Consider the following 24591-nt stretch of genomic DNA (forward strand, 5'->3'; position numbering starts at 1 on the left):
TCCATGTCGAACACCGTGGTTTTGAAGGCATCTGACACGTATCAGGATCGCAAGGTCCTGATACGATCGAAGGCGACAGCAACCACAATGAAGGTACCTATGAACATTCCTTGCCAGAATGTCGAGATGCCCAGCAGGATCAGGGAGTTGCGAATAACCTCTATCAACAGCGCGCCGACCACAGCCCCCAGTGCATTGCCTTCGCCGCCGGCCAGGTTGGCGCCGCCGATCACGGCTGCGGCAATCACCGTCAGTTCCATGCCCTGCCCGAGATTGGTGGTGACGCTGCCAAGCCAGCCCGCCATCAGGATGCCGCTGATGCCGGCCGTGAGCGCTGAAAACATATAGATGCTGACCTTCATTTGGCGGACGGGAATGCCGGTGAGAATGGCTGCATTCTCGTTGCTGCCGATGGCGAAGAGATGCTGACCCCAGCGCGTCCATTTGAGAACCAGCGACATGATCAGCGTCAGCGCCGCCAGCACATACAGGGGATGGGGAACTCCGAGGGTCGAGCCGCCACCGATCCAGATCAGCAGGTCGTGGTCCGGGCCGAAATTCCAGATCATCTTGTTGTCGGAAAGCACCATGGCGAGCGATCGGGCGGCTGACAGGCTGCCGAGTGTCACGACGAAGGGCGGCATGCCAGCATAAGCGACGAGCACGCCGTTGAGAAGGCCGACCAGCAGCGCCGCGACAAGGGCCAGAGGCGCCGCGATCACGAACGGCGCACCGGCCTCCATCGCCACGCTAATCACCATGGCGCTCAGCACCACAGTCGAGCCGACCGACAGATCGATCCCGCCGGAGGCAATGACGGTCGTCATTCCGATCGCGATGATGCCGACGAAGGCGAAATTGCGAGCGACATTGAAGAGATTGCGTTCGGTCGCAAAGGTGTCAGTGAGCAAGCTCAGCGCCAGACAGGCCAGAACGGCGGCCACGAAGACCCAGAACAGTTGCTGGCTCGACAGACGCGAAAACCAGTTGCGATGCTCGCTGCGGCCAATGACATCGTCCAGTGTGGTCATGGCAATCCCCTTTCAGGCGGCTTCGATGGCGCCGGTGATGAGACCGGTCACCTCTTCGGGTGAGGAATGTTCGGCGCGCTTGCTGGCCACGAGTTCACCGCGCCTGAGCACCGCGATCCGGTCCGAAACGCCGAAGACGTCCGGCATCCGGTGGCTGATCAGGATGACGCTGATGCCCTGGTCCCGCAGCCTGCGGATAACATCGAGGACTTCGGCGACCTGGCGCACGGAAATGGCGGCGGTCGGTTCGTCCATCATCACGATCTTGGGTTTCGAGAGCAGGGTCCGCGCGATGGCGACCGCCTGCCGTTGTCCTCCGGACATTCGTCTGACCAGATCGCGCGGTCTGGTCTCCGATTTCAGCTGACGGAAGAGGCCCGCCGCAATGCGGTTCATTGCCGTGTAGTCGATGTAGCGCACGGGGCCGAACCGCCGCAGCGTCTCGCGACCGAGGAAAACGTTCGAGGCGGCTGAGAGATTGTCGCACAGGGCGAGGTCCTGATAGACGACTTCGATCCCATGACGCTGTGCATCTCTTGGGTTGTGAAAGGCGACCGGCTGGTCGTCCATCAGGATCTCGCCGGTCGATGGCGGAAAGTTGCCCGCGATGATCTTCACCAATGTACTCTTGCCGGCGCCATTGTCTCCCATCAGGCCCAGCACTTCGCCCGGCTCGATCGTCAGGCTGACCTGGGATAGCGCCTGTATGGCGCCATAACTCTTTGAAATTGAATGCAATGAAAGTCGCGGCACGCTCCGCCCTCCCCCGGCTGATCTCGTGATGGTCCTCCTCGGGCACCATAGCTTGCACGTTTGGTGCGCGCAAATTGATATTAATGATGCTTGACTTAATATTATTACTAAATATTAATTGCTCAACCAGGAAACGAAGTCGGGGAGGTTCGGATGCGGCTGCTCATCACGGGCGCCACCGGAAAGGTGGGCCAAGCCTTCCTTCCGGCCTTTCTGTCCGATCCGCGGTTTGCGGTTTGGGAGGTCGTGGCCCTTTGCAACAATCGCTCTCTTGCCCCGCAGCCGCGCGTTTCGGTGGTGAAGGGCTCTGTCGCCGATCCGGAAGTCGTTGTCCGGGCCTTGGACGGGGTTACCCATGTCCTGCATCTCGCTGCCGTGAAGGAGACGCCAGACCAGGCGATCGATGTGGCGTTGAAGGGCCTCTATTTGCTGCTTGATCGGTTCTGCCGTGCGGCATCGCGGCGCCAGTTCCTGTTGCTCAGCGGCGATTGCGTGGTGGGGCATATCTTCCATGGTTATCGCGAGCCGATCACCGAGCAGGCGCCGAGACATGCTTATCGCGGGGTTTATGCCCTGACCAAGGTTCTGGAGGAAACCATGCTCGAACAGTTCGGGATCCAGGAGGGGCTCGACTGGACGACGCTTCGGGCGCCCTGGATCATGGAGAAGGATGATTTCCGCTACGCTCTCGCGCTGGGCGAGGATCAGTTCGGCGGCCCTTCCTGGGAAAGCCTTCTGGAAGAGGATGAATTGACGAAGATCAAGCAGGAGCATGCTGTTCCTGCCCTGCGCGACGGAACCGGCGCCTATCTGAAGCGCAACTTCATTCATGTCGATGATCTCGTGGCGGCTGTGCTCGCCGCGCTCGACAATCCGGCGGCCTTCAAACAGCTTTTCAATGTCGCGATGGATCGACCTGTCGATTACGGCGACGTGGCCAGCTTCCTGGAAGCAACAGGCGAACATATTCGCCACGATATACCGACGCCCTTTCACAGCAACTGGCTCGATAACTCGAAGGCCCGGATGGTGCTCGGCTGGCAGCCTGAGATCGACCTTGGCGGTCTCGTCGAGCGGGCCTGGAAATATGCACGCGCACCGGATGATCCGCGCGTCATTTGGTATCCCGGCTGAGCAGGAGGGCCCGGCCGGCGATTTGGAGGAGGAGAAAGGCAATGAACATCAGATATTTGGCATTCACTGCAATACCTGTTCTCATGTTGCTGGCCGGAGAAAGCGCTGCTGAGGGCAAGAAGACATTGGCGATCGTCGTGAAGGGTCTCGACAACCCGTTCTTCGAGCAGATCAATCTGGGCTGCAAGAAATGGCTCTCGGAAAACCCCGACAGCGAATATGAATGCCTCTATACCGGACCGGCATCATCCGCCGATGAAGCCGGCGAAGTCCAGATCGTCGACGATCTCCTGACCAAGGGCGTCGCGGCCATCGCCATCTCGCCGTCCAATGCGCCGGCGATGGCAAACCGGGTTCGCGAGATTGCCCCGAAGGTTCCCGTCATGACGGTTGATGCGGATTTTCTCGAAAAGGACCACGATCTCCGCAAGACCTATCTTGGCACCGACAACTATCTGATGGGTGTGAAGATGGCGGAGGAGGCGAAGAAACTGAAGGCTGAGGGTGGAACAGTCTGCCTGCAGCTTGGTAATGTCGCTGCCGCCAACATCAACGCCCGTGCCCAGGGTTTTCGCGACACGATTGCCGGCGCCAAGGATGTCGAGCGCCTGACTGGCCAGAACGGCTGGACGGAGATTGAAGGATGCCCGGTCTACACCAACGACCAGGCTGATCTCGCAAACCAGCAAATGTCGGATGTCTTTACCGCCCATGCGGATCTCGATGCCTTTATCCTGATCGGCGGTTGGGCACAGTTTGCACCCCAGGCCTACACGCAAGTCACCGATCAGGTCATGGACAAGCTGAAATCAAAGGAACTGATCATTGTGGCCGGTGACACACTGCCGCCGCAGACCCAGGCTTTCCGTGAAGGTCGCAGCCATGCCCAGGTCGGGCAGCGCCCGTTCGAGATGGGATACAAGGCTCCCGATGTGATGATCCGGCTCATCAAGGGCGAGGCGGTCGATGATCCGCTCTATACCGGCCTTGATGTCTGCAACACCGAAGATCCCGGCTTCTGCAAGGATAACTGAGGCCAGGAGGCGCACATTTCGTGCGCCCGCCGAGCATGAATCCGGCAACCGGGTTGGTTGAAACGCATTCCCGGTTGTCGCCTTTCAACAATGAGCAGCCCAGGAGGAACGGGCTGCGGGAGGACACAATGAAAAAGCTGATGATTACGGCTCTTGCGGCCGTGGCGACGATGACGGCAATCCCGGCGGTCGCCCAGGAGAAACAGGCGCTTGCCTTCGTGGTCAACGCCGCCTCGGATTTCTGGAAACTTGCAGAGGCCGGCGTGAAAGCGGCCCAGGCTGAACTTCCGGATTTTGAGCTACAGTTCCGCTATCCCGCGCAGGGCACCGCAGCACTTCAGAACGCGCTCATGGACGACCTTGTGGCCGCGGGAACCGACGCGATCATGATCTCGTCTGCCGATCCGAAGAATTCCGTGGACGCTTTCAACCGCATCGCGGCGCAAGTCCCGCTCTTCACCACCGACAGCGACGCACCCCAGTCCAATCGCATCGCCTATCTGGGATCGTCCAATACGGATGCCGGCATTCAGGCCGGTGAGATCGCCGTCAAGGCCATGCCGAACGGCGGCAAATGCATGGGCTTTGTCGGTTTCCTGGGGGCGGATAACGCCAAGGAACGCATTGCCGGCTTCCGCAAGGCCGTCGAAGGAAAGTCGATCGAGCTTGTCGATGTTCGCGGCGACGATGTCGATTTCGCCCGCGCCCGCTCGAATGTCGATGATGTGCTTGCCGCCAATCCGGATATCAACTGCATGGTCGGCTTCTATTCCTACAATCCGCCGAAAATCTATGAGGCCTTGCAGGCAGCAGGCAAGCTCGGGGCGATCACCGTCATTGCCTTCGACGAAGATCCGATCACGCTAGGAGCCGTCCGCGAAGGCAGCTTTGCCGGAACCGTTGTGCAGGATCCCTACCAGTGGGGCTACCAGGGCATGAAGCTCATGGCGGCCTATCTCAAGGGGGATAAGTCCCAGGTGCCGGCGGACGGGCTGATCATCGTTCCGACCCAGGTTATCGACAAGGCGAATGTCGATGCCTTCGAAAAGCAGCTCAAGGAGCGGATCGGCGGCTGAAACAGCTTCCGGTGTCTCGCCTGCGCGGAGACTTCGGATCCGCGCAGGCCCTCATTTCCAGTCGAGGTGTTCCTGATGTCCACTGCCATCCCGATATCGCTCGAACTTGCCGGTATCACGAAAGTCTATCCGAGCGCGGTCGCACTGAACCGCGTGTCGCTCGGTATCCGGGGTGGCGAAGTGCTGGGGCTGATCGGCGAAAACGGTGCCGGCAAATCGACCTTGATGAAAGTCCTGGGCGGCACGATTGCGCCCGATGAAGGCAGGATCGTCATCGATGGCGTCGAGCGGTCGCAGCTGACACCTGCCGTGGCTCTCGGCCATGGGATCGCCTTCGTTCACCAGGAACTCAATCCATTCTCCAATCTCGATGTGGCCGGCAATGTGCTTTTAGGGCGCGAGTTGCGCCGCCGCCCGTTTGGCTTCATTGATCAGGCTGCGATGATCGAGCGTGTCCGGCCCCTGCTCGAGATGCTGGGCGCGCGCTTTTCGCCATCTACGCCTGCTTCCGAACTCTCCCTCGCCGACCAGCAGCTGATGGAGATTGCCAAGGCCCTGTCGACCAACGTGCGCCTGCTCATCCTGGACGAGCCCACGTCAAGCCTGACGCTGGCCGAAACGCAAAGGCTGCTCGATGTGGTGCGACGGTTGCGGGCAGAGGGCGTCGCCATTCTGTTCATCACGCATCGGCTTGCGGAAGTCGAAGCGGTTGCTGACAGGGTGGTCGGTCTCCGCGATGGCTGCAATGCCGGCGAGTTGCCCAAGGCAGACATCACCAGGGACGCGATGGTGCGCCTGATGATCGGGCGCGACCTGAAGCAGTTCTATTCAGCACCGGAGACGGAGGCCGGGCCTGTCGTGCTTCGAACGAAAGCGTTGCGAACCCAAGCCTATCCTGACGTCGCGGTCGATATCGAAGTGCGGCGTGGAGAGATATTGGGGGTCGCCGGGCTGGTGGGTGCGGGGCGAACCGAACTTGCGCGCGCGCTTTTCGGTATCGATCCGGTTCGCGGTGGGCAAGTCGAGGTCGATGGCAAGCGGATCGAAACGGGATCCGCGCCTGCCGCAATCGCAGCCGGGATCTGCCTCGTTCCGGAAGACCGCAAGTCGGAAGGTCTCTTCCTCGATTTCTCGCTCGCCCAGAACATTGTCATGCCCAGCCTCGCATCGATCGCGCAAGCGGGTTTCGTCGACCGCAAGGCGGAGACGGCGATTGCGGAGGATTTTCGCGCGCGCCTTTCGATCAGGGCACACCGGCTTGACCGGCCGGTCGCCGAACTGTCGGGCGGCAATCAACAGAAGGCGGTGCTGGCCAAATGGCTTGGCCTGAAACCGAGGCTGATCATTCTCGATGAGCCGACGCGCGGCATCGATGTCGGGGCAAAAGCCGAAGTCTATCGGCTGATGCGCGACCTGGCGGAGGCCGGTGCGGCGGTGTTGATGATCTCTTCCGACATGGAGGAAGTCATGGGCGTATCGACGCGCGTCGCCGTGATGCGCCGCGGCACCATTTCCCGCATCCTGTCCCGCGCGGAAATGTCGGAAGAAGCGATTTTGCGGCTGGCAGTGGAATAGGAGATCTGCATGCAGAAGAAGGATATTGGCCTTGCGGTTCTTGTGCTCACCGTCGGCGCAATCGTTACGCTCGTCAATCCGCGGTTCATCTCTCCGATCAATCTGGCCAATACCGCCAATCTGATCGGGCTGTTCGGTCTTTTTTCGGTTGCGGAAGCCTTCGTGATCGTGACAGCGGGAATAGAACTGTCGATCGGCTCGGTAATCGCCTTGCTCGGTGTCATCTTCATCGATCTGATCGCGTCCTACGGCGTGCCCTGGCCCATCGCTTTCGTCATCGTGCTGGCCTTATCGGTGGTCATCGGCTTGCTGCACGGTTTTCTGATCACGCGGCTCAAACTGCAGCCGTTCGTGGTTACCCTGTGCGGCCTTCTGATCTATCGTGGAATTGCGCGTTTCTATACCAAGGACGGTACGGCGGGCTTCAGTTTTGGGACGGATCTTCCAACCCTCGAATTCCTTTTCATCGGCCGGACGGCGGGTGTACCTCATTCGGTCGTTGCCTTTGCCCTTTGCGCGATCGTAGCGTGGTTTCTCCTGCACCGCACGGTGTTTGGCCGCCATCTACTGGCGGTCGGCAAGAACGAGGAGGCGACCCGTTATTCCGGGATCAACACCCGGTTCGTGATTGTCGCAGCTTACGTTCTGTGCATGGTTCTGACCGGCATATCGGCTGTCTTCTTCGCCATGTACACAAAGTCGGTGCAGCCATCCTCGCATGGCAATTTCTATGAGCTTTACGCCATCGCAGCCGCCGTGCTCGGCGGATTTTCGCTCAGGGGCGGGGAGGGTTCTATCGTCGGCGTTGTGTTGGGGGTCATTCTGCTGCAGGTGCTGCAAAATCTCGTCAACCTGCTCGGCATACCCTCCTCACTCAATTTCGCGGTCATGGGTACCGTCATTCTGGCAGGCGTCATCGCCGACACGCAATTTCACCGATTTCGCGAACGGCGCCGCCAGGCTGCCACCAAATCGGCGTTCGCAGACATGTCCCGCGAGCGGCCCGCCATTCCTGACGCGCCATAATCGCGATGGCCGGGAGTTGTCCGGTCGTGCTCAGATATGAAGGCCCCGTCCGAGTGCAACGAGGCTTGCCTCCTGGAAGGCTTCTCCTGCGGTCGGATGGGCATGGATCGTCTCGGCAATATCCTCAAGGCGCGAACCCATTTCGAGTGCGAGAGAAAAGCCGTTCACCAGTTCCGATATCCCGGCGCCAACCGCCTGGATACCGAGAATCACATGATCGTCTTTTCGCGCAACGATCCGCACGAACCCATCCTCGCGTTCCCGTGTCAAAGAACGACCATTGCCGCGAAATGGAAACAGGCCAACGACCGTATCGATGCCCGCCGATCGCGCCTCCTCCGGCAACAGGCCAGCGGTGACGAGTTCGGGGTCGGTGAAGCAGACGGCGGGAATGCACCGCTTGTCCCATAGCATTTTGCGACCTGCCACGATCTCGGCCACGAGTTCTCCCTGCGCCATGGCGCGGTGCGCCAGCATTGGGTCGCCGGTCACATCGCCGATGGCATAGACCCCGCGCATCGATGTCAGGCACTGGCGGTCGATCTTGAGAAAGCGGCCATTCATGGACAATTGCAAATCTTCGAGGCCAAACCCGGACAGCCGGGGCCGGCGGCCGACCGTGACCAGCACGTGATCCATCGGCAATGAAACGTCCTGACCATTCGTGCGGACCAGAAGCGCCGTCTGGTCCGAGTTAAGCCCGACGGCCTCGGTCGAGGTCATGACGGTTATTCCGAGCTTCTTCAGGCGATCGCTGACGGGGCGGGTGAGTTCGGCGTCATAGACCGGGAGAATCTGTGCTCCCGCTTCGACGATCGTGACGTCGCTACCAAGTTTGCGGTAGGCGGTGCCGATTTCAAGCCCGATATAGCCGCCCCCCACGATGACGAGTCTCCTTGGAACCTCGCGCAGGGACAGGGCCTCGGTCGAAGACAGGACCTTGCCGCCGAAAGGCAGGTTGGGCAGTTCAACCGGTTCGGAGCCGGTGGCAATGACGATCGCTTCGGCCTTGATGCGGGTGCGGGCCTGTTCGGTACGCACTTCGACTGTTTTGCCATCAAGAAAATGCGCCCGCCCGGTGAGTTGCCGGACCTTGGCCTTGCGAAGCAGGCCGCCCACTCCACCCGTCAGCTTCTTGACGATTGCGTCCTTCCAGTCGATCGTGCGGCCGAACTCGATTTCAGGCTTGGACAGGCTAATGCCGATCGGCGATGGGCCATCGGCGGCACTTCTGACATGGTAAAACTCATCCGCGGCATGGATGAGCGCCTTTGACGGAATGCAGCCGATATTGAGGCAGGTGCCGCCAAGCGCCTCCTGTTCGACCAGGATCGTGTCCACACCCAGTTGGCCCGCGCGGATCGCGGCGACATAACCCCCGGGACCACCCCCGACGACTAGAAGTTTGCAGCTCAGTTCTTCCATGGCTCAGGTCTCCACAAACATCAGGGTCGGGTTTTCGATCAGGTCCTTCATCTTCCTGACGAAAACGGCTGCGTCCCAGCCGTCGATAACCCGGTGATCGAAACTAGCCGACAGGTTCATCTTCTTGCGGGGGACGAAAGCCGATCCATCCCAGGACGGCCGAATTTCCATGCGGTTGACGCCAAGGATTGCGACTTCCGGATGATTGATAATCGGCGTCGTGGCAATGGCTCCCAGCGGTCCGAGCGAGGTGATGGTGATCGTCGAGCCTGTCAGTTCCTCCCGTTTGGCCTGACCGTTGCGCGCGGCCTCCGCAAGGCGTGCCAGTTCACTGGCCGATTGCCAGAGCGACAGCGATTCCGCGTGTCTGACCACCGGTACCATCAAACCGGACGCCGTCTGCGTGGCGATGCCGATATGGACGGCTTCATGCTGGCGGATGATGTTCTCGTCATCATCGAAATGGGCATTGAGGGCCGGCTGCTCCTGAACGGCTTTCACCAGCGCTGCCATGAGGAATGGCAGGATCGTCAGTTTCGGGCGGTCCGGTTTGCGGCTGCCATTGAGCTTCTCGCGCAGTTCCTCAAGTGCGGTCACATCCACTTCTTCGACGATGGTGATATGGGGAATGCGTCTCTTGGCGTTGGCCATGCGTTCGGCGATTTTCCGCCGAAGGCCGATGACGGGTATCTCGCGGACAGCCGTACTCTTTGCCGCCGCCTGTGTCTGTCTGCGGCTGCCTGCCAGATAGGCATCGAGATCCTCATGCAGAATGCGGCCGGCGGGACCCGTGCCCTGCACCAGTTTCAGATCGACCCCGGCGTTGCGGGCGCGTCCCCGCACGGAGGGTGCAGCGAGCGGTCGTGAAAACTCCTGCACGTTTGTCGGCGAGGGTCGGGTAGGCTGGGGGCGGATGTTTTCCGCTTCGGTCTTGATCGCGACCGGTGCCGGTTCCTCCGGCGCGACGTCGACCACAAGTGGCTGCTGCGCCGTTTGTTCTTCACTCTCGCCTTCTGGCGGCATGGCGCCGCTCAGATCAATCCGGATCAGATCCGAGCCGACCGCGAGCGTCTGGCCCACCGTGCCACCGAGCCAGATGACGCGGCCTTCGGCATTGGAGGGGATTTCGACCGTCGCCTTGTCGGTCATGACGGCGGCCACGATCTGGTCCTCGCGCACAAGTTCGCCGACGGCAACATGCCACTCGACCAGTTCGGCCTCGGCGACGCCTTCGCCAACATCGGGCAATCGGATCGTATGAATGCTCATGTCAGGCCTCCATCACACGGTTGATCGCTTCGATGACGCGCGCGGGGCCGGGGAAATAGTCCCATTCCTGCGCATGTGGATAGGGCGTATCCCAGCCTGCCACGCGTTCGACCGGTGCTTCGAGATGGTAGAAACAGTCTTTCTGGATCAGGGCGGCGAGTTCGGCACCGTAACCGGAGGTGAAAGTCGCCTCATGCAGGACAATGCAGCGACCGGTCTTGCGTACCGATTCCATGATGCGCGGCTTGTCGAGTGGCACGAGCGTGCGCAGATCGATGATTTCGGCATCGATTCCGGCCTCGTCCGCTGCCGCTGCCGCGACATGGACCATGGTGCCATAGGTCACGATGGTCAGCGCACTTCCGGATCGATGAATGGCGGCCTGGCCGAGGGGGATGCGGTAATAATCCTCGGCAACCTCGCCATCGTCCCGCTTCTTCCAGGAGACGATCGGTCGGTCATGGTGGCCATCGAAGGGGCCATTATAGAGACGCTTGGGCTCCAGGAAGATCACCGGGTCGGGATCCTCGATCGCTGAAAGCAGCAATCCCTTGGCATCGGCGGGATTGGAAGGAATGACCGTCTTGAGGCCGGCGACATGGGTGAACAGGGCTTCCGGGCTCTGGCTATGGGTCTGGGCGCCGTAGATGCCGCCGCCTGTGGGCATGCGGACGACGAGCGGGCAGGTGAATTCGCCCGCCGAACGATAGCGCAGGCGGGCGGCTTCCGATACGATCTGGTCGTAGGCGGGATACATGTAGTCGGCAAACTGGATTTCGACACAGGGCCGCATGCCATAGGCGGCCATGCCGACAGCGGCGCCGACGATGCCGAGTTCGCTGATCGGCGTGTCGAAGCAACGGGTGCGGCCGTATTTCTTCTGCAGACCGGCCGTGCAGCGGAAGACCCCGCCGAAATAGCCGACATCCTCGCCCATGACGATGACGCGTTCATCACGTCCCATCGCAAGGTCCAGCGCATTCTGGATGGCTTCGATCATGGTCATTTTCGGCATGGTTCAGTACCCCGCCTGCTGGCGTTGTTCGACAAGGTGCGGCGGCATTTCGGCATAGACATCGAGAAACATGTCACGCGGGGAGGGGCGGCGACCGCTGTTGAGGGTGCCGATGGCCTCGGCCTCCTTCTGTGCCACAATCACGCTTTCGAGGATTTCGGCTTCCGCCTGTACATGGCGCTCTTCGGACCACAGGCCTAGACCGATCAGATGGGTCTTGAGGCGCAAAATGGGATCGCCAAGCGGCCAGGCATCGCTTTCCTGTTTCGGCCGGTAAGCGGACGGATCGTCCGATGTCGAATGGCCGCCGACACGATAGGTCACATATTCGACAAGCGTCGGGCCGAGGTTGAGGCGTGCCCGTTCCGCGGCCCAGTGACCGACTGCCTGAACCGCCAGATAGTCGTTGCCATCGACGCGGAGCGCCGGGATGCCGAAACCATGGCCGCGGGCAGCAAATGTTCCGGAGCCGCCACGCGCGATGCCCTGAAATGTCGAAATGGCCCACTGGTTGTTGACGATATTGAGGACGACCGGCGCCTTGTAGGTCGAGGCGAACACGAGCGCGGCGTGGAAATCGCTTTCGGCAGTCGAGCCGTCACCGATCCAGGCGGCGGCAATCTTGCTGTCACCCGAAATCGCCGATCCCATGGCCCATCCGACCGCCTGAATATATTGGGTCGCAAGATTGCCGGAGATCGAGAAGAAGCCATGTTCCTTCGAGGAATAAAAGACCGGCAACTGTCGCCCCCGCGCACTGTCGCCGTCATTCGAATAGACCTGGCACATCATCTGCACGAGCGGGTAGCCTGCCGTCACCAAGAGGCCTGCCTGTCGATAGGTGGGGAAGTTCATATCCCCAGGCTCCAGAACGGTCTGGAAGCCGCAACTGATGGCCTCTTCCCCGAGATGCTGCATGTAGAAGGATGTCTTGCCCTGCCGTTGGGCCAGCAGCATGCGGGCATCATAAGCGCGCAGGGTCATCATGTTGCGCAAGCCGGCAAGGAGGGCATCGCCATCGAGATCGGGCGCCCAGGGCCCGACCGCCTGGCCTTCGCGATCCAGAACGCGGATGATCCCGAATGCCAGATCACGCATGTTTTCGGGATCTTCGTCGACCGGCGGTCGGCGTATGGCGCCAGCCCGGGGGATTTTGACGCGTGAAAAATCCGGTTGATCGCCGGGCCGTACCTCCGGTTCCGGAACGGTGAGCGACAGCGGTTTGCGGGCGGTCATGGGAACCTCACGGCTGGGCGTTGAAAGGCTTCAAATGCGTATCAGGGTCGGGTCAGTTCGTATTGCAGAGCCTGGCCGTTCTTTCGGGCAGGGTGCGATTTTGCCAGGCGGTGGACGGTAGCAGTTCGAGCCCGTCGATTCTGGCCATGCGAAGACGAAGCGTGTCCGACGACAAGGGCCCGGCGGGTCGGAAATGGATGTTCACCCGGTAGGTTTCGCAATCCTCGCCCTCCACAGATAGCGAGAGAAGCGAAAAACCCATGGTCCGCAGGATATCGAGGGCGCGTGCAACGAGATCGTAGGGATTACCGGTCGTAAAGCAGATCAATTCGTCCATACAAGCCTCCCTCTTGTCAGGAAGAGGTTATTGTCCCTTCTGCCAAATGTGTTATCGAAGTATCTTGGCAAATTCGCCATGTGCGAATATTTATTTCTCATATTGGCTGCATGGCAAAAGGTTATTTTAATGGCGTCGAACCGAACCCCGGACCGTATCGATCGCAGAATCATGGCTGCTCTGATGGAGAATGGCAGGTTGACCAACGCGGAACTTGCTGAAAAGGTTGGGCTTTCCGCTGCGCCCTGCTGGCAGCGCGTCCGCAGGCTGGAAGCCGATGGTTTCATCTCGGGTTACACAGCCGTGCTCGACCAGAGCCTTCTGGGCGTAAAGGAAACGGTGTTGCTGGAGGTGACGCTCGATCGCCATGATGACGAGGCGGTCGCCAATTTCGGTCGCGCCATGGCCGCCATGCCGGAAGTTCTCGAAGTCTATCTGACTACGGGCGAATATGATTATTTCATCAAGGTGGCGGTGGAAGGAACGCAGGGTTATGCCGATTTCCTTGGCAAGAAGCTCTATAAGATCCCGGGCGTCCGGCATTCGCGCTCAAGTTTCACCCTTGGATGCCTGAAGCGATCCTTGTCGGTCTCGCCGCTTCAAGAGAGTTGAATGCCGGATCGGCGGTGATCTGCCCTTCGTGCCGCAGGAAAATTTCAGGCGTTACGGCGAAATGCCAATGGGGATTGTCCAACCAGATCGCGAAAAGCCCGGCCGAACTGGGATGCGCCATTGAAGCCTGTTGCTGCAGCGATCTCGGCAACCGGATGCTTGGTGGTCAATAGTAACTGGCGGGCAAGTTCGATGCGCTTTCGCATCAGATATTGATAGGGCGGCTCGCCGAAGCTCGCCTTGAAGGCGCGCGCAAAATGAAAACGTGTCAACCCGCATAGAGAAGCGAGTTCATCCAATCCAATATCCTGTGCCAGGTTCTGGTCGATATAGTCGTGGAGCAATCGGATTTGCGCTGCAGTTAAACGGCCTGCGGTGAAGATCTGCGATGTGGCTTCGTGTGAAAGCCTGAACATTTCCAGTGCAGCCGTGAGACCGAGCGTCTCGGCGTAGGCTTTGGAAGCGGGCTTACGCTCGTCCCCCATCATTCGCGCGAGTTTGCGCATGGTCGCGCCCAGTTCAACATCCTGAAAGTAGATGTGAGGTACTGGGTTTGGGCCGTTGAACTCGGCGGCAAGCTCTTCTTCCATGGCTGCCGGGTCGAAAGATACCACGGTGAAAGCATTCATGCGGTCCGCCGGTGCCGCCCAACCGTTGATCGTCTGCCCTTTCGGCACATAGGTCATCTTGTCACGAAGATCTTTTGCGGCGATCGGCTTTTCGCCAAGAACCTCCATCTCGCCATCAGCCAGAATCAGATCGTGATGGGCAAGGTAATGACAGTTGCCATCCCACTGGAACTCATATTCGGTCGGCAGTTTCAGACGTGAAAATTGTACCGAAACGCCACGCCAGTTCCGGATAGCATGGGTCTCTACTGGTGACTCTGTTTCCGCGAATCGGAGGTGAAGTTCTTCCGGTGTGTCCATAAATGATATCATGGCCACGCAAGATTGTGGGAACCTTGTCTGAGCAAAATCCTGAATTGCCGTTGCCAATAGATACGGCAAGAAAAATGCAAATCGCGCAATAAAAATGCAATTATTGGGAAATGTTCACAGATCGTAAATTTTTTTATCCGAATTATTGCACTGTCGACGTTGTGGAACGATCGCTGTCCGTCCGGATCGGCAAGCAGGAAAACAATTTTGGAGGATAAGATGTTTGGTTTTGGCGGCGGAGATGCGAAAGCCGTTCTCGAAGCTATGAGCAAATCGCAGGCAATCATCGAATTCAAACTCGATGGCACGATCATTGCTGCAAATGAGAATTTCTGTAGCGCGCTGGGCTATCCACTGGCGGAAATCATTGGAAAACATCACCGGATCTTCGTCGATCCGGCAGAAGTCAACTCGGAAAGTTACAAGGAATTCTGGGCAAAACTGGCACGTGGTGAGTTTGATCGCCGTCAATACAAGCGGATCACAAAATCCGGCAGCGAGATCTGGATCGAGGCCTCCTACAATCCCGTATTCAGCGGTGGAAAGCCCTACAAGGTGGTCAAGTTTGCCACGGACATCACGGCTCAGAAACTGAAGGCGGCCGAGGATGCCGGAAAGCTGGATGCAATCTCCCGTGCCCAGGCCGTCATCGAATTCACACCCAAGGGCGAAATCCTGACAGCGAACGAAAATTTCCTCAAGACGCTCGGTTACCAGCTGGCGGAAATCCAGGGCAAGCACCATTCGATGTTCTGCGAGCCGGCATATACTGCAAGCGAGGACTATCGCCGTTTCTGGACCAGGCTTGCGTCTGGCGAATTCGTGGCTGACGAATTCATGCGGATCGGCAAGGGCGGCGCGAAGGTTTACATTCAGGCCTCCTACAACCCGATTTTCGACATGAATGGCAAAGTCTTCAAGGTCGTGAAGTTCGCCAGCGACGTTTCGGAACGGGTCCGCAATGTCGAGGAACTGGCGGCATCGCTCAATGCCATGTCCGAAGGCGATCTGACCAAGGAACTGAATTCACCGTTCCTGCCCGCGCTTGAGAAACTTAGGGTCGATTTCAACCAGACCGCCCGCAAACTCGCATCAGCGCTCGAGAATATCACACAAAACGCGGAAGCAATCGCAGCGGCATCGCAGGAAATCCAGTCGGCTTCCAACGATCTTTCGAAGCGGACCGAACAGCAGGCGGCGTCGGTCGAGGAAACGGCAGCAGCGCTGGAGGAAATCACCACCACGGTTGCCGATTCAAGCCATCGTGCGCAAGAAGCGGGAAGCCTCGTGCGTCAGACCAAGCAAAATGCCGAGCATTCCGGCACGGTGGTCGGAAATGCGGTGGAAGCGATGGGCAAGATCGAGCAATCGGCCGGCGAAATTGCCAATATCATCGGCGTGATCGATGAAATCGCCTTCCAGACCAACCTCTTGGCCTTGAATGCAGGCGTGGAAGCCGCTCGTGCCGGAGAGGCCGGAAAGGGCTTTGCCGTCGTGGCGCAGGAAGTGCGCGAACTGGCGCAGCGTTCGGCAAAGGCGGCAAAGGAGATCAAGGATCTGATCAATACCTCCAACCAGCATGTGAAGAGTGGTGTCGAACTGGTGGGCAATACCGGAAAGGCGCTGAAAGAAATCGTCTCCCAGGTGGTACAGGTCGATGAGAATGTTTCCGCGATCGTGGAAGGGTCCAAGGAGCAGGCGACCGGGCTCAAGGAAATCAACCAGGCCGTCAACACGATGGACCAGGGAACCCAGCAAAACGCCGCGATGGTCGAGCAGACCACAGCGGCTGCCCATAGTCTGGCGCGGGAAGCAGAACAGCTGTTCAGCCTGCTGGGACAATTCAACATTGGTAGTGCCACTACGCGTCGCCGACCTGCAAGACCAGCGGCTCCGGCTCTGGTTACAAGCCAGTCGCGTCCGATGTCGTCTCCTGCCCGTGCGATGACCGCTAAGGTCGCGCAGGCCTTCAATGGAAATGCGGCCTTGAAAACAGGCGACTCCTGGGAGGAGTTCTGAAAACTGACCGCTTCGCTATTGCTTTAGCAAGCCAACGGATGGCCTGACACACGCCCCGCACCTTCGGTTGCGGGGCGTTTGGATTCTGGAGCGGACAAACGAAAGCAATCGAGCCGCTTCGCCAACCCGAACTGCACAGTGCGTCAGAAAAACGAAATTGCGCTCATCCGGTCGAAGGATGATGTTTGCCTTCGAGGGCTCGGCTGAGGTCGAGCAAGGAGGACAGGATCCGCGCGTCAGCGTGGAGGAGGGGCAGACGGTATGACCGTTGCCCAGGGAGGCGCATTTGGTTGGCGGCAGCAAATCCGTATCAACGGACCGTACGACAGGCAGGAAAATCAAGATCAGCCAGGAAGCCGTTGTTGTCGGCATTTCCGTGGCGCTGTTCCTGGTCTTTTCCGTGGTGCTCGACAAGTTCCTCTCGGAAGGCAACATCATCGCCCTGCTCAAGAATGTCTCCATTCTCGGCACACTTGCGGTAGGCATGGGCTTCATCGTTGTCGGTCGCGGAATCGATCTGACCATGGTCGCGGTCATGGTCGTCGGCGTTGCCTTCTCGATCTGGATTACCTCCTGGGGCATCGATTTCACGCTCGCCGTTCTGCTGGGCGCGCTGCTCGTGGCGTTGATCGGCCTTTTCACCGGCATCATGATCGCCTTTGCCGAAATCCCGCCGATCTTTGCGACGCTCGCCATCGCCTCGAGCGTCTATGGTGCCGGCCGTTTCGTTTTTGCCTCCGACGTCCTCTATGCGCCGAACAATGTGGCATGGCTGAAATGGGTCGGATCCGGCACCGTGCTCGGCATTCCGGCATCTGTCATCATTTTCGGCGTGGTCACTCTCGTCATGGGCGTCTTTCTCCGCAAGACCCGCTTCGGACGTCTTGTCTATGCTGCTGGCGACAATCCCAATGCCGCGCGCACAATGGGGCTTCCCACGCGACCCATCATCGTGACCCAGTATGTCATCAGTGCCCTGATCGCCTTTACAGCCGGCCTGATCATGACGGGCCTCGTTACCGGCATCAACACGACGCTCTACAGCTCAAGCCTCATCTACGATGTGCTGCTGGTCGTCGTGCTTGGCGGGATCGGCCTTTCCGGCGGGCAGGGTGGCGTGCGCAATGTCGTGGTCGGCACCATTCTGGTCGGCATCCTGACCAACGGCATGACAATCCTGAATTTCAGCTACACGAGCCAGAACCTCATCAAGAGCGTCATTCTTTTGAGCGCGCTGGCTATCGACGCGATCATCAATCCGCGTGACGAGCAGACCTCGCAGAGCGGCGATATCTGACAACCGAGACGTCAACAGGGAGGAAACTATGACGATTCTCAAGAAAATTCTGGTGGCTGGCCTCAGTGCCGCTACGCTTCTTTCTGCCCCCATGGCAGCGGTTTCTCAGGAAACCGATCAGGTGGGTCGCCAGGCCTATCTCGACGCCGTCAAGGGCAAGAAGGTCATCTTCGTGCCGATCTCGCAGGGTATGGACCTCAACCAGGCCTGGGTCGTCGTCTGGCAGCGTCATGCGGCCCGCTACGGCTTCACGCTGGAAGTTCGCGATCCGAACGGCGATACCAATGCCGGCATCCGCGCCATGCAGGGTGCGATCGCTGAAAAGCCGGATCTGATCATTGTCCAGAACCCGGATGTGCAGACCTATGCGCGTCTTCTGAAGCAGGCCCAGAGCGCCGGCATCAAGGTTTTGCAGGTCAACATGCAGTCCGCGACCCAGACCGACAGCTATGTCGGCAACGACTGGATCGAGATGGGCAAGCTGGAAATGACCGAGCTTGCCAAGACCTGCACGGGTCCGAATGCCCCGTCCCACAAGGTCATGTGGCTTGCGGGCGTTCAGACCGGTGCCGCCAACATCTACATGCGGACAGGCATCGACGAGATCCTGAAGCAGTATCCTGAGCTTGAACTGGTCTCCGACCAGCCCGCCGACTATTCGAGCGAAAAGGCGCGCCAGATCACCGAAACCGTCCTGCAGCAGCATCCGGATCTCTGCGGCATCATGGGCATCTGGGACAATGCTGAAGTTGGCGCCGGTGCTGCCGTCGTTGCGGCAGGCAAGCAGGACCAAGTCACGATCGTTACCAACGGTGCCGGCTCGGAAACAGGCTGCAAGAGCATCGAGAACGGTCTTCTCGACGTGATCTTCAACTTCAACGCCCCTATCCAGGGTGAAATCTCCGCCCAGCAGATCTCCGAACTGCTGCAGCATCCGGAGCGTGAAGCGGGCAGCGAAAAGACCATATTCTTCGGCCCGATCACCCGCGTCGACAAGAACAATGCGACCGGCCGCAATTGCTGGAAGCTCGACGACTTCAAGTGACGGAATAAACAAATGAGCATGGCCGAAAGCCTCGTACGATTGCGCTATCGCTTCCTCCCCGACCATGTGGTCGGGGAGATCCTCGCCAAGAAATGGATCGATAGCGTCATTCCCTTCTTCGCACTGGTTCTCCTGTGCGTGATATTCGGGTCGATCGTTCCCGGATTCTTCGATCTGACGACATTGACCAATCTCAGCGGCCAGACCGCAGAGCTTGGGCTTATCGTCCTTGGATTGACGATCGTCATGGTGTCGGGTGGCATCGATCTTTCGATCGGATCGACCTTCGCCCTGGCCGTGCTCGCTACTCTTTACGGTATGAATGTCGGCCAATGGAGTTTCGGGGTCGGCCTGGCCGCCACGCTCGCCGTTGGCGCTGCCTGCGGTGCCATCAATGCCTTCATGATCGGCATTCTGCGCATGCGGGCCTTCCTGACAACGCTCGTGACCCTGATCATTTTCCGTTCGATCTTCGAAATGATCTTCCCGCAGGTCTCGACCGCGCTGGTCACCAATTATCCGGATTCGCCGGTCTATGACTGGCTGGGCCTCGGCCAGTTGCTTGGCATGCCGGTTTCCTTCGTCTTCTTCGTCATCATTGCCATCATCGTCCATCTTGTGCTGTCGCGCGGACGTTATGGCTGGCGCCTCTTCGCCGTCGGTGGCGCACGGCGCTCGGCCTACAATGCCGGCATCAATGTGCGGATGACCGTGTTCAGCGCCTATGTGGTCTGTTCGATGCTGGTGTCGCTTGCGGCTTTCCTGTTCTGCGCCCGCATCGGAAGTGCGGCTTCGGATGTCGGGTCCGGGCTCGAACTGCAGGCGCTCACGGCAACGGTGCTTGGCGGCATCTCGCTCGGTGGCGGCCGCGGCTCGGTTGCCAAGGCGCTGATGGGTGTCGTCTTCGTTCTTATTCTTTCCAACAGCCTGCTGACGCTTGCGGTGCCTGGCCCGGTGAATGCGCTGATGCTCGGTCTCGTTCTGCTTGCCTCGGTGTTTCTCGATGTCCGTTGGGTCAAGAACCGTCACAAGATCCTGCGCAGCGTCTATATTTCGCCGACCTTTGCCAAGATGTCGAAGGCCGTTTCGACTGCGCCCGGAACGCCCATGGCCGTCAATGATCGGCTCAAGGATGTCGGTGTCATCGGTCTCGGTATTCTCGACGGTGCCGAAGACGTGATCTTCGACAAGGAAGACCGGCTCTATACGGGCAGCCGCCAGGGTGAAATCCTGCGTTTCTATCCGCCGGATTACACCCGCTCCGAGCTTTTTGCCCATATCGGCGGCTCGCCGCTCGGCATGGCCTTCGATCGCAACGACAATCTCGTCATCTGCGTTGCCGGCATGGGTCTCTATCAGGTGTCACCCGCAGGCGAAGCCAAGCTTCTGACTGCGGAGACGAACCGCAGCCTGACCTCGGTCGTCGACGACAGCACGATGAAGCTTGCAGACGATTGCGACATCCTGCCGGATGGCCGTATCGTCTTTTCGGAGGCCACCGTGCGTTTCGAGATGCACGACTGGTATGCCGATGCTTTGGAAAGCCGTGGCAATGGTCGTATCATCGTCCATGATCCAGCCACGGGCTCGACCCGGACGCTGATTTCCAACCTCGTCTTCCCGAATGGCGTCTGCACATCCTTCGACGGACAATCGGTGCTCTTCGCCGAAAGCTGGGCCTGCCGTATCAATCGCTACTACTTTGCCGGCCCCAAGGCCGGGAAGCTGGAACGGGTCATCGAAGGGTTGCCGGGCTATCCCGACAATATCAACCGCGCTTCGGACGGCACCTACTGGCTCGCCCTCATGGGCATGCGGACGCCCGCACTCGACCTGTCGCTCGAAATGCCGGGTTTCCGTCGCCGCATGGCCCGCCGCGTGTCGGAAGATGCCTGGCTGATGCCGAACCTCAACACCGGTTGCGTGCTTCGCTTCAACGAACAGGGTGAGATCCTCGAAAGCTTCTGGGATCAGACCGGCGAGAAACATCCGATGATCACCTCCATGCGCGAGCACAAGGGCGTTCTTTATCTGTGCGGCATCTTCAACAACAGGATGGGTACGCTCAAGCTGCCCGATGCCGACCAGTCCTGGTTCAGCACCGAATCCTACTGGGGGAAGCGCACATGAGGCTGTTTGGAGATTTCTTCGACCGCATGCTCGGTCGTGGCAGTTGGGCGGTAACGGTTCCGACCTTTGACGGGCCGTTGCTTCCCAACCAGAGGCTTGAGGAAGCCGAGACCGTCGCCAACCTTCTCGAGGTCGACAATCTCGTTTCGACCGGAAAGGGTCTGCTGGCGTCGAGCGGCAACAAGCTGATGCTGGTTCAGCCCGACAGTTCCATGGAGGAACTGGTAGCGTTTCCGCAGGCTATTACTGCGCTTGCCGCTGCGCGCGGCATGACGGCGCTGGCGCTCGATGGCGAGGGCATCGTCATTCGCGGTGGGGCTCACGATGGCTTGTCGATCAAGTCATCGGGATTGCAGACGCTGAACTGCGTGACCGCGCTCACATTTCTCGACAGCGAAACCCTGCTGGCCACCAATGGCTCGACCACGGTTGGGGCACAAGGCTGGCGTCGGGACCTGATGCAGAAAGGTGCAACCGGCAGCGTCTGGAAGATCGATCTCGCGCGCGGCAAGGCCGATCTCGTCAAGGATGGACTTGCCTGGCCGGCCGGTGTTGCCACCACGGGTTCCAACCGCATCTTTGTCTCGGAAGCCTGGCGCCATCGCATTATCGCGATCGATTTGGCAACGGGTGCGCAGGAGAATGTGCTCGAGCATCTGCCGGCCTATCCGGCGCGGATTTCGCCTGCCATTGATGCCGGTTACTGGGTGACCTTCTATTCCTGCCGTAACCAGCTGGTGGAATTCATTCTCAGGGAAGACCGGTTCCGCGACCGGATGCTGTCTGAAGTGCCCGAAGCCTTCTGGATGGCGCCATCGCTCAGCTCGTGGAACTCGTACCAGGAGCCGATGCAGGGAAGCCAGCTGAAGCAGATGGGTGTCCTGAAACCTTATGCCGTCACCCGCTCCTATGGACTGGTGGTCAATTGCGACCCCAAGATGCGACCACTTTCCAGCTACCACTCGCGCGCCGACGGAAAGGTTCATGGCATCCTGTCTGCCTGCGAGATCGGCGATGACCTGATCGTCGCATCGCGAGGCGGTTCGAAGATCCTGAAGCTCGCCGGCGTTGCCAGCGGAGAGCGAGGCTGAGATGAGCACCATCATCGAATTCAAGAATGCGACCAAGGCTTTCGGAGGCGTTGCCGCCTTTCGCAATGTCGATTTCACGTTGAAGCCCGGCGAAATCCATGCGCTTCTCGGCGAAAATGGTGCTGGCAAATCCACCATGACCAAGGTCATGTCGGGCGTCTATCGACTCACGGAAGGCAAGTATTTCTTCGATGGCAAGGAGGTCGATTTCGGATCTCCCGCCGAAGCCCTGAAGGCCGGCATCGCAATGGTCTTTCAGGAAACCAACCTGGTTCCGGCCATGACGGTTGCCCAGAACCTCTATCTCGGCGAGGAAAAGTTCTTCAACCGTCTGCGTGGTCTGAACATCCAGGCCCGGCAGTTCCTCGTTGGCATGGGCTTCCAGGTCGATCCGACGGCGCAGGTCAGCACGCTCGGTGCGGCCCACAAGCAGATGGTGGAAATCGCCCGGGCCGTCCATCACAAGGCGCGCGTCATCATCTTTGACGAACCGACCGCAACGCTGACGCCGGAAGAAAAACGCCATTTCTTCAATCTCGTCGACCGGCTCGTCAAAGCCGGCGTTGCGATCATCTTCATCACGCATGCGCTGGAAGAGGCGCTGCAGGTCGCCAACCGGATCACTGTGATGCGCGATGGCGAGATCGTCGCGACCGGTGCAGCGTCCGAGTTCACGCGCAATTCGATCGTCCAGGCGATGGTCGGGCGCAATCTCAGCGAAACGCTGCATGGCTCGGCGAAACGCGTGCCGCGCGGTTATGGCGAGAAGGTGCTGTCGGTTGAAAACCTGTCCTGCGCCGGTCTTGTCCGCAACTCCTCCTTCTCGGTGTTTGCCGGCCAGGTGACGGGCATGTTCGGCCTCGTCGGTGCCGGGCGCACGGAGATGGCCAAGGTTGTCGCCGGTGTGATGAAGCGCAACCTGTTTCACGGCGGAGAGATCCGCCTGTTCGGCAAATCGGTCCGCTATCGGGTGCCGCGTCCGGCCATGCTCGATGGCATCGTTTATGTGACGGAAGATCGCAAGCTAGACGGTTTTTTCGAAACCATGACGGCCGGCGAAAACCTGCAGATCGGCGAATTGTCCGAAACGGCCAATCCTCTGTCGGTCGTCTCGATGAGCCGGGCCAAGGAACTGGTGGCCGATTGGGGCGCGCGGTTGCGCCTCAAACAGATAAACGACCGGGCGCGTATGATCGAGCTCTCGGGTGGTAACCAGCAGAAGGTGGTTATTGCCAAGTCGCTGATCCAGAAACCGAAACTCATCATTTTCGATGAACCGACCCGCGGCGTCGATGTCGGTGCGATCGTCGAAATCCACCAGCTGATCAACGATCTTGCCGATCAGGGCATGGCCGTTGTCGTCATCTCGTCCTACCTGCCGGAAGTCATGTCCGTTTCCGATCGCATCCTCGTCGTCAAGCGTGGCCGCGTGGTCGAGGAAATGATGGCTTCCGACGCATCGGAAGAGAAAATCATGTTTGCTGCCGTCCATTGATCCCCTCCCAACTTGACTTCCCCAACCGTTTGCGCAGACCGTCGCAAACGGTTTCTTTTTTTGATCTCAGGGGTTCGACGGGATCTCTGGTGCCAGTTGTTTCAGGTGGCGGCCTTTTCAAGGCCGTCATTTTCATCGAGAATGTTAGACCATGACCAGCGTCAATTTGAAATTGCTTCAGACCTTCCTGCTTGCAGCTGAGTTCGGGAGTTTCCGCAAGGCGGCAGATGAGAGCAACCGGTCGCCGTCTGCGGTCAGCATGCAGATCCGGGATCTCGAGGAACAGATCGGCATTTCACTCTTCATCCGGACGCCGCAAAGGGTTAACCTGACCAGCGAAGGCCAGGCCCTGTTCGAGGAAATCGGGCGGGCGATGGCAGATGTACAGGCCAGCCTCGACAAGCTTACGGAACTGGCGGCGCGGCGCAAGGGCAAGATCCAGATCGCCTGTGCTCCCACGCTGGCCGCAAGCCGGCTGGGCGATATTCTCGCCACCTTCAAGCTCCGTTATCCGCGTAGCATCGTGGAAGTGCAGGAAACACCGCCACAGGCGGCGCTGGCGATGCTGCAACAGCAGGAAGTGGAATTCTACATCGGTCCTGAAGTACCCAATCTCAACGAATTCCAGTTCGAATCAATCATCGATGATCCGTTGGTCGCCTGCGTCCCGGAGGAGCTTTATAGCGGGGAAAAGAAGATCAAGCTCGAAACGCTGGCCCGCTTTCCTCTCATCATGCTGAACCGCAAGACAGCCGTTCGCGGATTGGTTGACCGCCTCATCCAGGAGGAGGGGATCGAGCTCAAGGCTCAATATGAGGTCGAGAATGCCCAGACGGCGCTGGCGCTCGCCTGTTCCGGCCTCGGGATTTCGATCGTGCCGGGCATCGCGCTCGGGGTCAATGTCGACAAGAGGGTGCGCGTGGTTCCGCTCGACAACCCCAATGCGCGGCGCGCCGTCGGTATCATCACCACGCGCGGCTATGTTCAGCAGCGCTATGCGGAGCAGCTGATTGCGCTGATCCGCACCAATCTACGTGGCGAAAGCTGATC

Annotated in this window: 21 protein-coding genes; 13 read left to right on the forward strand and 8 right to left on the reverse strand. The window is 59.4% G+C overall.

The features are described 5' to 3' along the window. Positions 1-41: 41 nt before the first annotated feature. Positions 42-1031, reverse strand: coding sequence for an ABC transporter permease (locus Q4481_RS21255; protein WP_304378419.1), 990 nt, complete (start codon positions 1029-1031; stop codon positions 42-44). Between the two features lie 12 nt (positions 1032-1043). Beyond that, positions 1044-1784, reverse strand: a complete 741-nt coding sequence (locus tag Q4481_RS21260; protein WP_304378420.1) for an ATP-binding cassette domain-containing protein — start codon at positions 1782-1784, stop codon at positions 1044-1046. A 153-nt stretch (positions 1785-1937) separates the two neighbouring features. Between Q4481_RS21260 and Q4481_RS21265 the strand changes: the two genes are divergently transcribed. From Q4481_RS21265 to Q4481_RS21285, 5 genes are all read left to right on the forward strand, one after another. Then, positions 1938-2918, forward strand: a complete 981-nt coding sequence (locus tag Q4481_RS21265; RefSeq protein WP_304378421.1) for an NAD-dependent epimerase/dehydratase family protein — start codon at positions 1938-1940, stop codon at positions 2916-2918. Between the two features lie 47 nt (positions 2919-2965). After that, complete coding sequence (locus Q4481_RS21270) at positions 2966-3952, forward strand: substrate-binding domain-containing protein (RefSeq protein WP_377353352.1); 987 nt, start codon at positions 2966-2968, stop codon at positions 3950-3952. A gap of 128 nt (positions 3953-4080) precedes the next feature. Beyond that, the gene (locus Q4481_RS21275; RefSeq protein WP_304378423.1) at positions 4081-5028 is read left to right on the forward strand and encodes a sugar-binding protein; all 948 of its coding nucleotides are present in this window, start codon (positions 4081-4083) and stop codon (positions 5026-5028) included. A 75-nt stretch (positions 5029-5103) separates the two neighbouring features. Further along, positions 5104-6603 (forward strand): sugar ABC transporter ATP-binding protein, encoded by a 1500-nt coding sequence (locus Q4481_RS21280; protein WP_304378425.1) that lies wholly within the window; start codon positions 5104-5106, stop codon positions 6601-6603. 9 nt (positions 6604-6612) lie between these two features. After that, complete coding sequence (locus Q4481_RS21285; RefSeq protein WP_304378426.1) at positions 6613-7629, forward strand: ABC transporter permease; 1017 nt, start codon at positions 6613-6615, stop codon at positions 7627-7629. A 30-nt stretch (positions 7630-7659) separates the two neighbouring features. Here Q4481_RS21285 and lpdA read toward each other — a convergent pair whose 3' ends face one another. From lpdA to Q4481_RS21310, 5 genes are read right to left on the reverse strand one after another with little or no spacing between them, the layout of a single operon-like run. Then, the gene (lpdA, locus tag Q4481_RS21290) at positions 7660-9054 is read right to left on the reverse strand and encodes a dihydrolipoyl dehydrogenase (RefSeq protein WP_304378427.1); all 1395 of its coding nucleotides are present in this window, start codon (positions 9052-9054) and stop codon (positions 7660-7662) included. A gap of 3 nt (positions 9055-9057) precedes the next feature. Then, a complete protein-coding gene (locus Q4481_RS21295) occupies positions 9058-10323 on the reverse strand; it encodes a dihydrolipoamide acetyltransferase family protein (protein WP_304378428.1) in 1266 nt (421 codons plus the stop codon). 1 nt (position 10324) lies between these two features. Continuing rightward, positions 10325-11338: an alpha-ketoacid dehydrogenase subunit beta gene (locus tag Q4481_RS21300; protein WP_304378429.1), complete on the reverse strand. Its 1014-nt coding sequence runs from the start codon at positions 11336-11338 to the stop codon at positions 10325-10327. A gap of 3 nt (positions 11339-11341) precedes the next feature. Further along, positions 11342-12574, reverse strand: coding sequence for a 3-methyl-2-oxobutanoate dehydrogenase (2-methylpropanoyl-transferring) subunit alpha (locus tag Q4481_RS21305; RefSeq protein ID WP_304378430.1), 1233 nt, complete (start codon positions 12572-12574; stop codon positions 11342-11344). Between the two features lie 52 nt (positions 12575-12626). Then, positions 12627-12911 carry a hypothetical protein gene (locus Q4481_RS21310; RefSeq protein ID WP_304378431.1) on the reverse strand — a complete coding sequence of 95 codons (285 nt, stop codon included), beginning with the start codon at positions 12909-12911 and terminating at the stop codon, positions 12627-12629. A gap of 129 nt (positions 12912-13040) precedes the next feature. Here Q4481_RS21310 and Q4481_RS21315 point away from each other — a divergent pair, with 129 nt between their 5' ends. Next, positions 13041-13523, forward strand: a complete 483-nt coding sequence (locus Q4481_RS21315) for an Lrp/AsnC family transcriptional regulator (protein WP_304378432.1) — start codon at positions 13041-13043, stop codon at positions 13521-13523. 44 nt (positions 13524-13567) lie between these two features. Here Q4481_RS21315 and Q4481_RS21320 read toward each other — a convergent pair whose 3' ends face one another. After that, positions 13568-14452 (reverse strand): helix-turn-helix domain-containing protein, encoded by an 885-nt coding sequence (locus Q4481_RS21320; RefSeq protein WP_304378433.1) that lies wholly within the window; start codon positions 14450-14452, stop codon positions 13568-13570. Between the two features lie 231 nt (positions 14453-14683). On the opposite strand from Q4481_RS21320, the gene Q4481_RS21325 reads away from it, so the two are divergent. From Q4481_RS21325 to Q4481_RS21355, 7 genes are all read left to right on the forward strand, one after another. Then, a complete protein-coding gene (locus tag Q4481_RS21325; protein WP_304378434.1) occupies positions 14684-16483 on the forward strand; it encodes a methyl-accepting chemotaxis protein in 1800 nt (599 codons plus the stop codon). Positions 16484-16769: 286 nt separating this feature from the next. Continuing rightward, positions 16770-17780, forward strand: coding sequence for an ABC transporter permease (locus tag Q4481_RS21330; RefSeq protein ID WP_304378435.1), 1011 nt, complete (start codon positions 16770-16772; stop codon positions 17778-17780). A 28-nt stretch (positions 17781-17808) separates the two neighbouring features. Then, positions 17809-18825, forward strand: coding sequence for a sugar ABC transporter substrate-binding protein (locus Q4481_RS21335; RefSeq protein ID WP_304378436.1), 1017 nt, complete (start codon positions 17809-17811; stop codon positions 18823-18825). Between the two features lie 12 nt (positions 18826-18837). Further along, positions 18838-20955 (forward strand): ABC transporter permease, encoded by a 2118-nt coding sequence (locus Q4481_RS21340; RefSeq protein ID WP_304378437.1) that lies wholly within the window; start codon positions 18838-18840, stop codon positions 20953-20955. After that, entirely contained in the window at positions 20952-22046 is a 1095-nt protein-coding gene (locus Q4481_RS21345) for a YncE family protein (RefSeq protein ID WP_304378438.1), read from the forward strand. Before Q4481_RS21340 ends, Q4481_RS21345 begins: the two co-directional genes overlap by 4 nt. 1 nt (position 22047) lies before the next feature. Beyond that, positions 22048-23541: a sugar ABC transporter ATP-binding protein gene (locus Q4481_RS21350; RefSeq protein WP_304378439.1), complete on the forward strand. Its 1494-nt coding sequence runs from the start codon at positions 22048-22050 to the stop codon at positions 23539-23541. Positions 23542-23692: 151 nt separating this feature from the next. Beyond that, on the forward strand, positions 23693-24589 hold the full coding sequence (locus Q4481_RS21355; protein ID WP_304378440.1) for a LysR family transcriptional regulator: 897 nt from the start codon (positions 23693-23695) through the stop codon (positions 24587-24589). The last annotated feature ends 2 nt before the right edge of the window (positions 24590-24591 follow it).

It is taken from the genome of Fluviirhizobium alvei, from assembly GCF_030551875.1.
Taxonomy (GTDB): domain Bacteria; phylum Pseudomonadota; class Alphaproteobacteria; order Rhizobiales; family Rhizobiaceae; genus Rhizobium_E; species Rhizobium_E alvei.

Excerpts from the sequence above, each read along its gene's own strand:
- Q4481_RS21305 (WP_304378430.1), bottom strand. The coding sequence starts at position 12,574 with ATGACCGCCCGCAAACCGCTGTCGCTCACCGTTCCGGAACCGGAGGTA.
- Q4481_RS21325 (WP_304378434.1), top strand. The coding sequence starts at position 14,684 with ATGTTTGGTTTTGGCGGCGGAGATGCGAAAGCCGTTCTCGAAGCTATG.
- Q4481_RS21315 (WP_304378432.1), top strand. The coding sequence starts at position 13,041 with ATGGCGTCGAACCGAACCCCGGACCGTATCGATCGCAGAATCATGGCT.
- Q4481_RS21295 (WP_304378428.1), bottom strand. The coding sequence starts at position 10,323 with ATGAGCATTCATACGATCCGATTGCCCGATGTTGGCGAAGGCGTCGCC.
- Q4481_RS21310 (WP_304378431.1), bottom strand. The coding sequence starts at position 12,911 with ATGGACGAATTGATCTGCTTTACGACCGGTAATCCCTACGATCTCGTT.
- Q4481_RS21345 (WP_304378438.1), top strand. The coding sequence starts at position 20,952 with ATGAGGCTGTTTGGAGATTTCTTCGACCGCATGCTCGGTCGTGGCAGT.
- Q4481_RS21285 (WP_304378426.1), top strand. The coding sequence starts at position 6,613 with ATGCAGAAGAAGGATATTGGCCTTGCGGTTCTTGTGCTCACCGTCGGC.
- Q4481_RS21300 (WP_304378429.1), bottom strand. The coding sequence starts at position 11,338 with ATGCCGAAAATGACCATGATCGAAGCCATCCAGAATGCGCTGGACCTT.
- Q4481_RS21255 (WP_304378419.1), bottom strand. The coding sequence starts at position 1,031 with ATGACCACACTGGACGATGTCATTGGCCGCAGCGAGCATCGCAACTGG.
- Q4481_RS21275 (WP_304378423.1), top strand. The coding sequence starts at position 4,081 with ATGAAAAAGCTGATGATTACGGCTCTTGCGGCCGTGGCGACGATGACG.
- Q4481_RS21350 (WP_304378439.1), top strand. The coding sequence starts at position 22,048 with ATGAGCACCATCATCGAATTCAAGAATGCGACCAAGGCTTTCGGAGGC.
- Q4481_RS21335 (WP_304378436.1), top strand. The coding sequence starts at position 17,809 with ATGACGATTCTCAAGAAAATTCTGGTGGCTGGCCTCAGTGCCGCTACG.
- Q4481_RS21280 (WP_304378425.1), top strand. The coding sequence starts at position 5,104 with ATGTCCACTGCCATCCCGATATCGCTCGAACTTGCCGGTATCACGAAA.
- Q4481_RS21265 (WP_304378421.1), top strand. The coding sequence starts at position 1,938 with ATGCGGCTGCTCATCACGGGCGCCACCGGAAAGGTGGGCCAAGCCTTC.
- Q4481_RS21340 (WP_304378437.1), top strand. The coding sequence starts at position 18,838 with ATGAGCATGGCCGAAAGCCTCGTACGATTGCGCTATCGCTTCCTCCCC.
- Q4481_RS21320 (WP_304378433.1), bottom strand. The coding sequence starts at position 14,452 with ATGGACACACCGGAAGAACTTCACCTCCGATTCGCGGAAACAGAGTCA.
- Q4481_RS21355 (WP_304378440.1), top strand. The coding sequence starts at position 23,693 with ATGACCAGCGTCAATTTGAAATTGCTTCAGACCTTCCTGCTTGCAGCT.
- lpdA (WP_304378427.1), bottom strand. The coding sequence starts at position 9,054 with ATGGAAGAACTGAGCTGCAAACTTCTAGTCGTCGGGGGTGGTCCCGGG.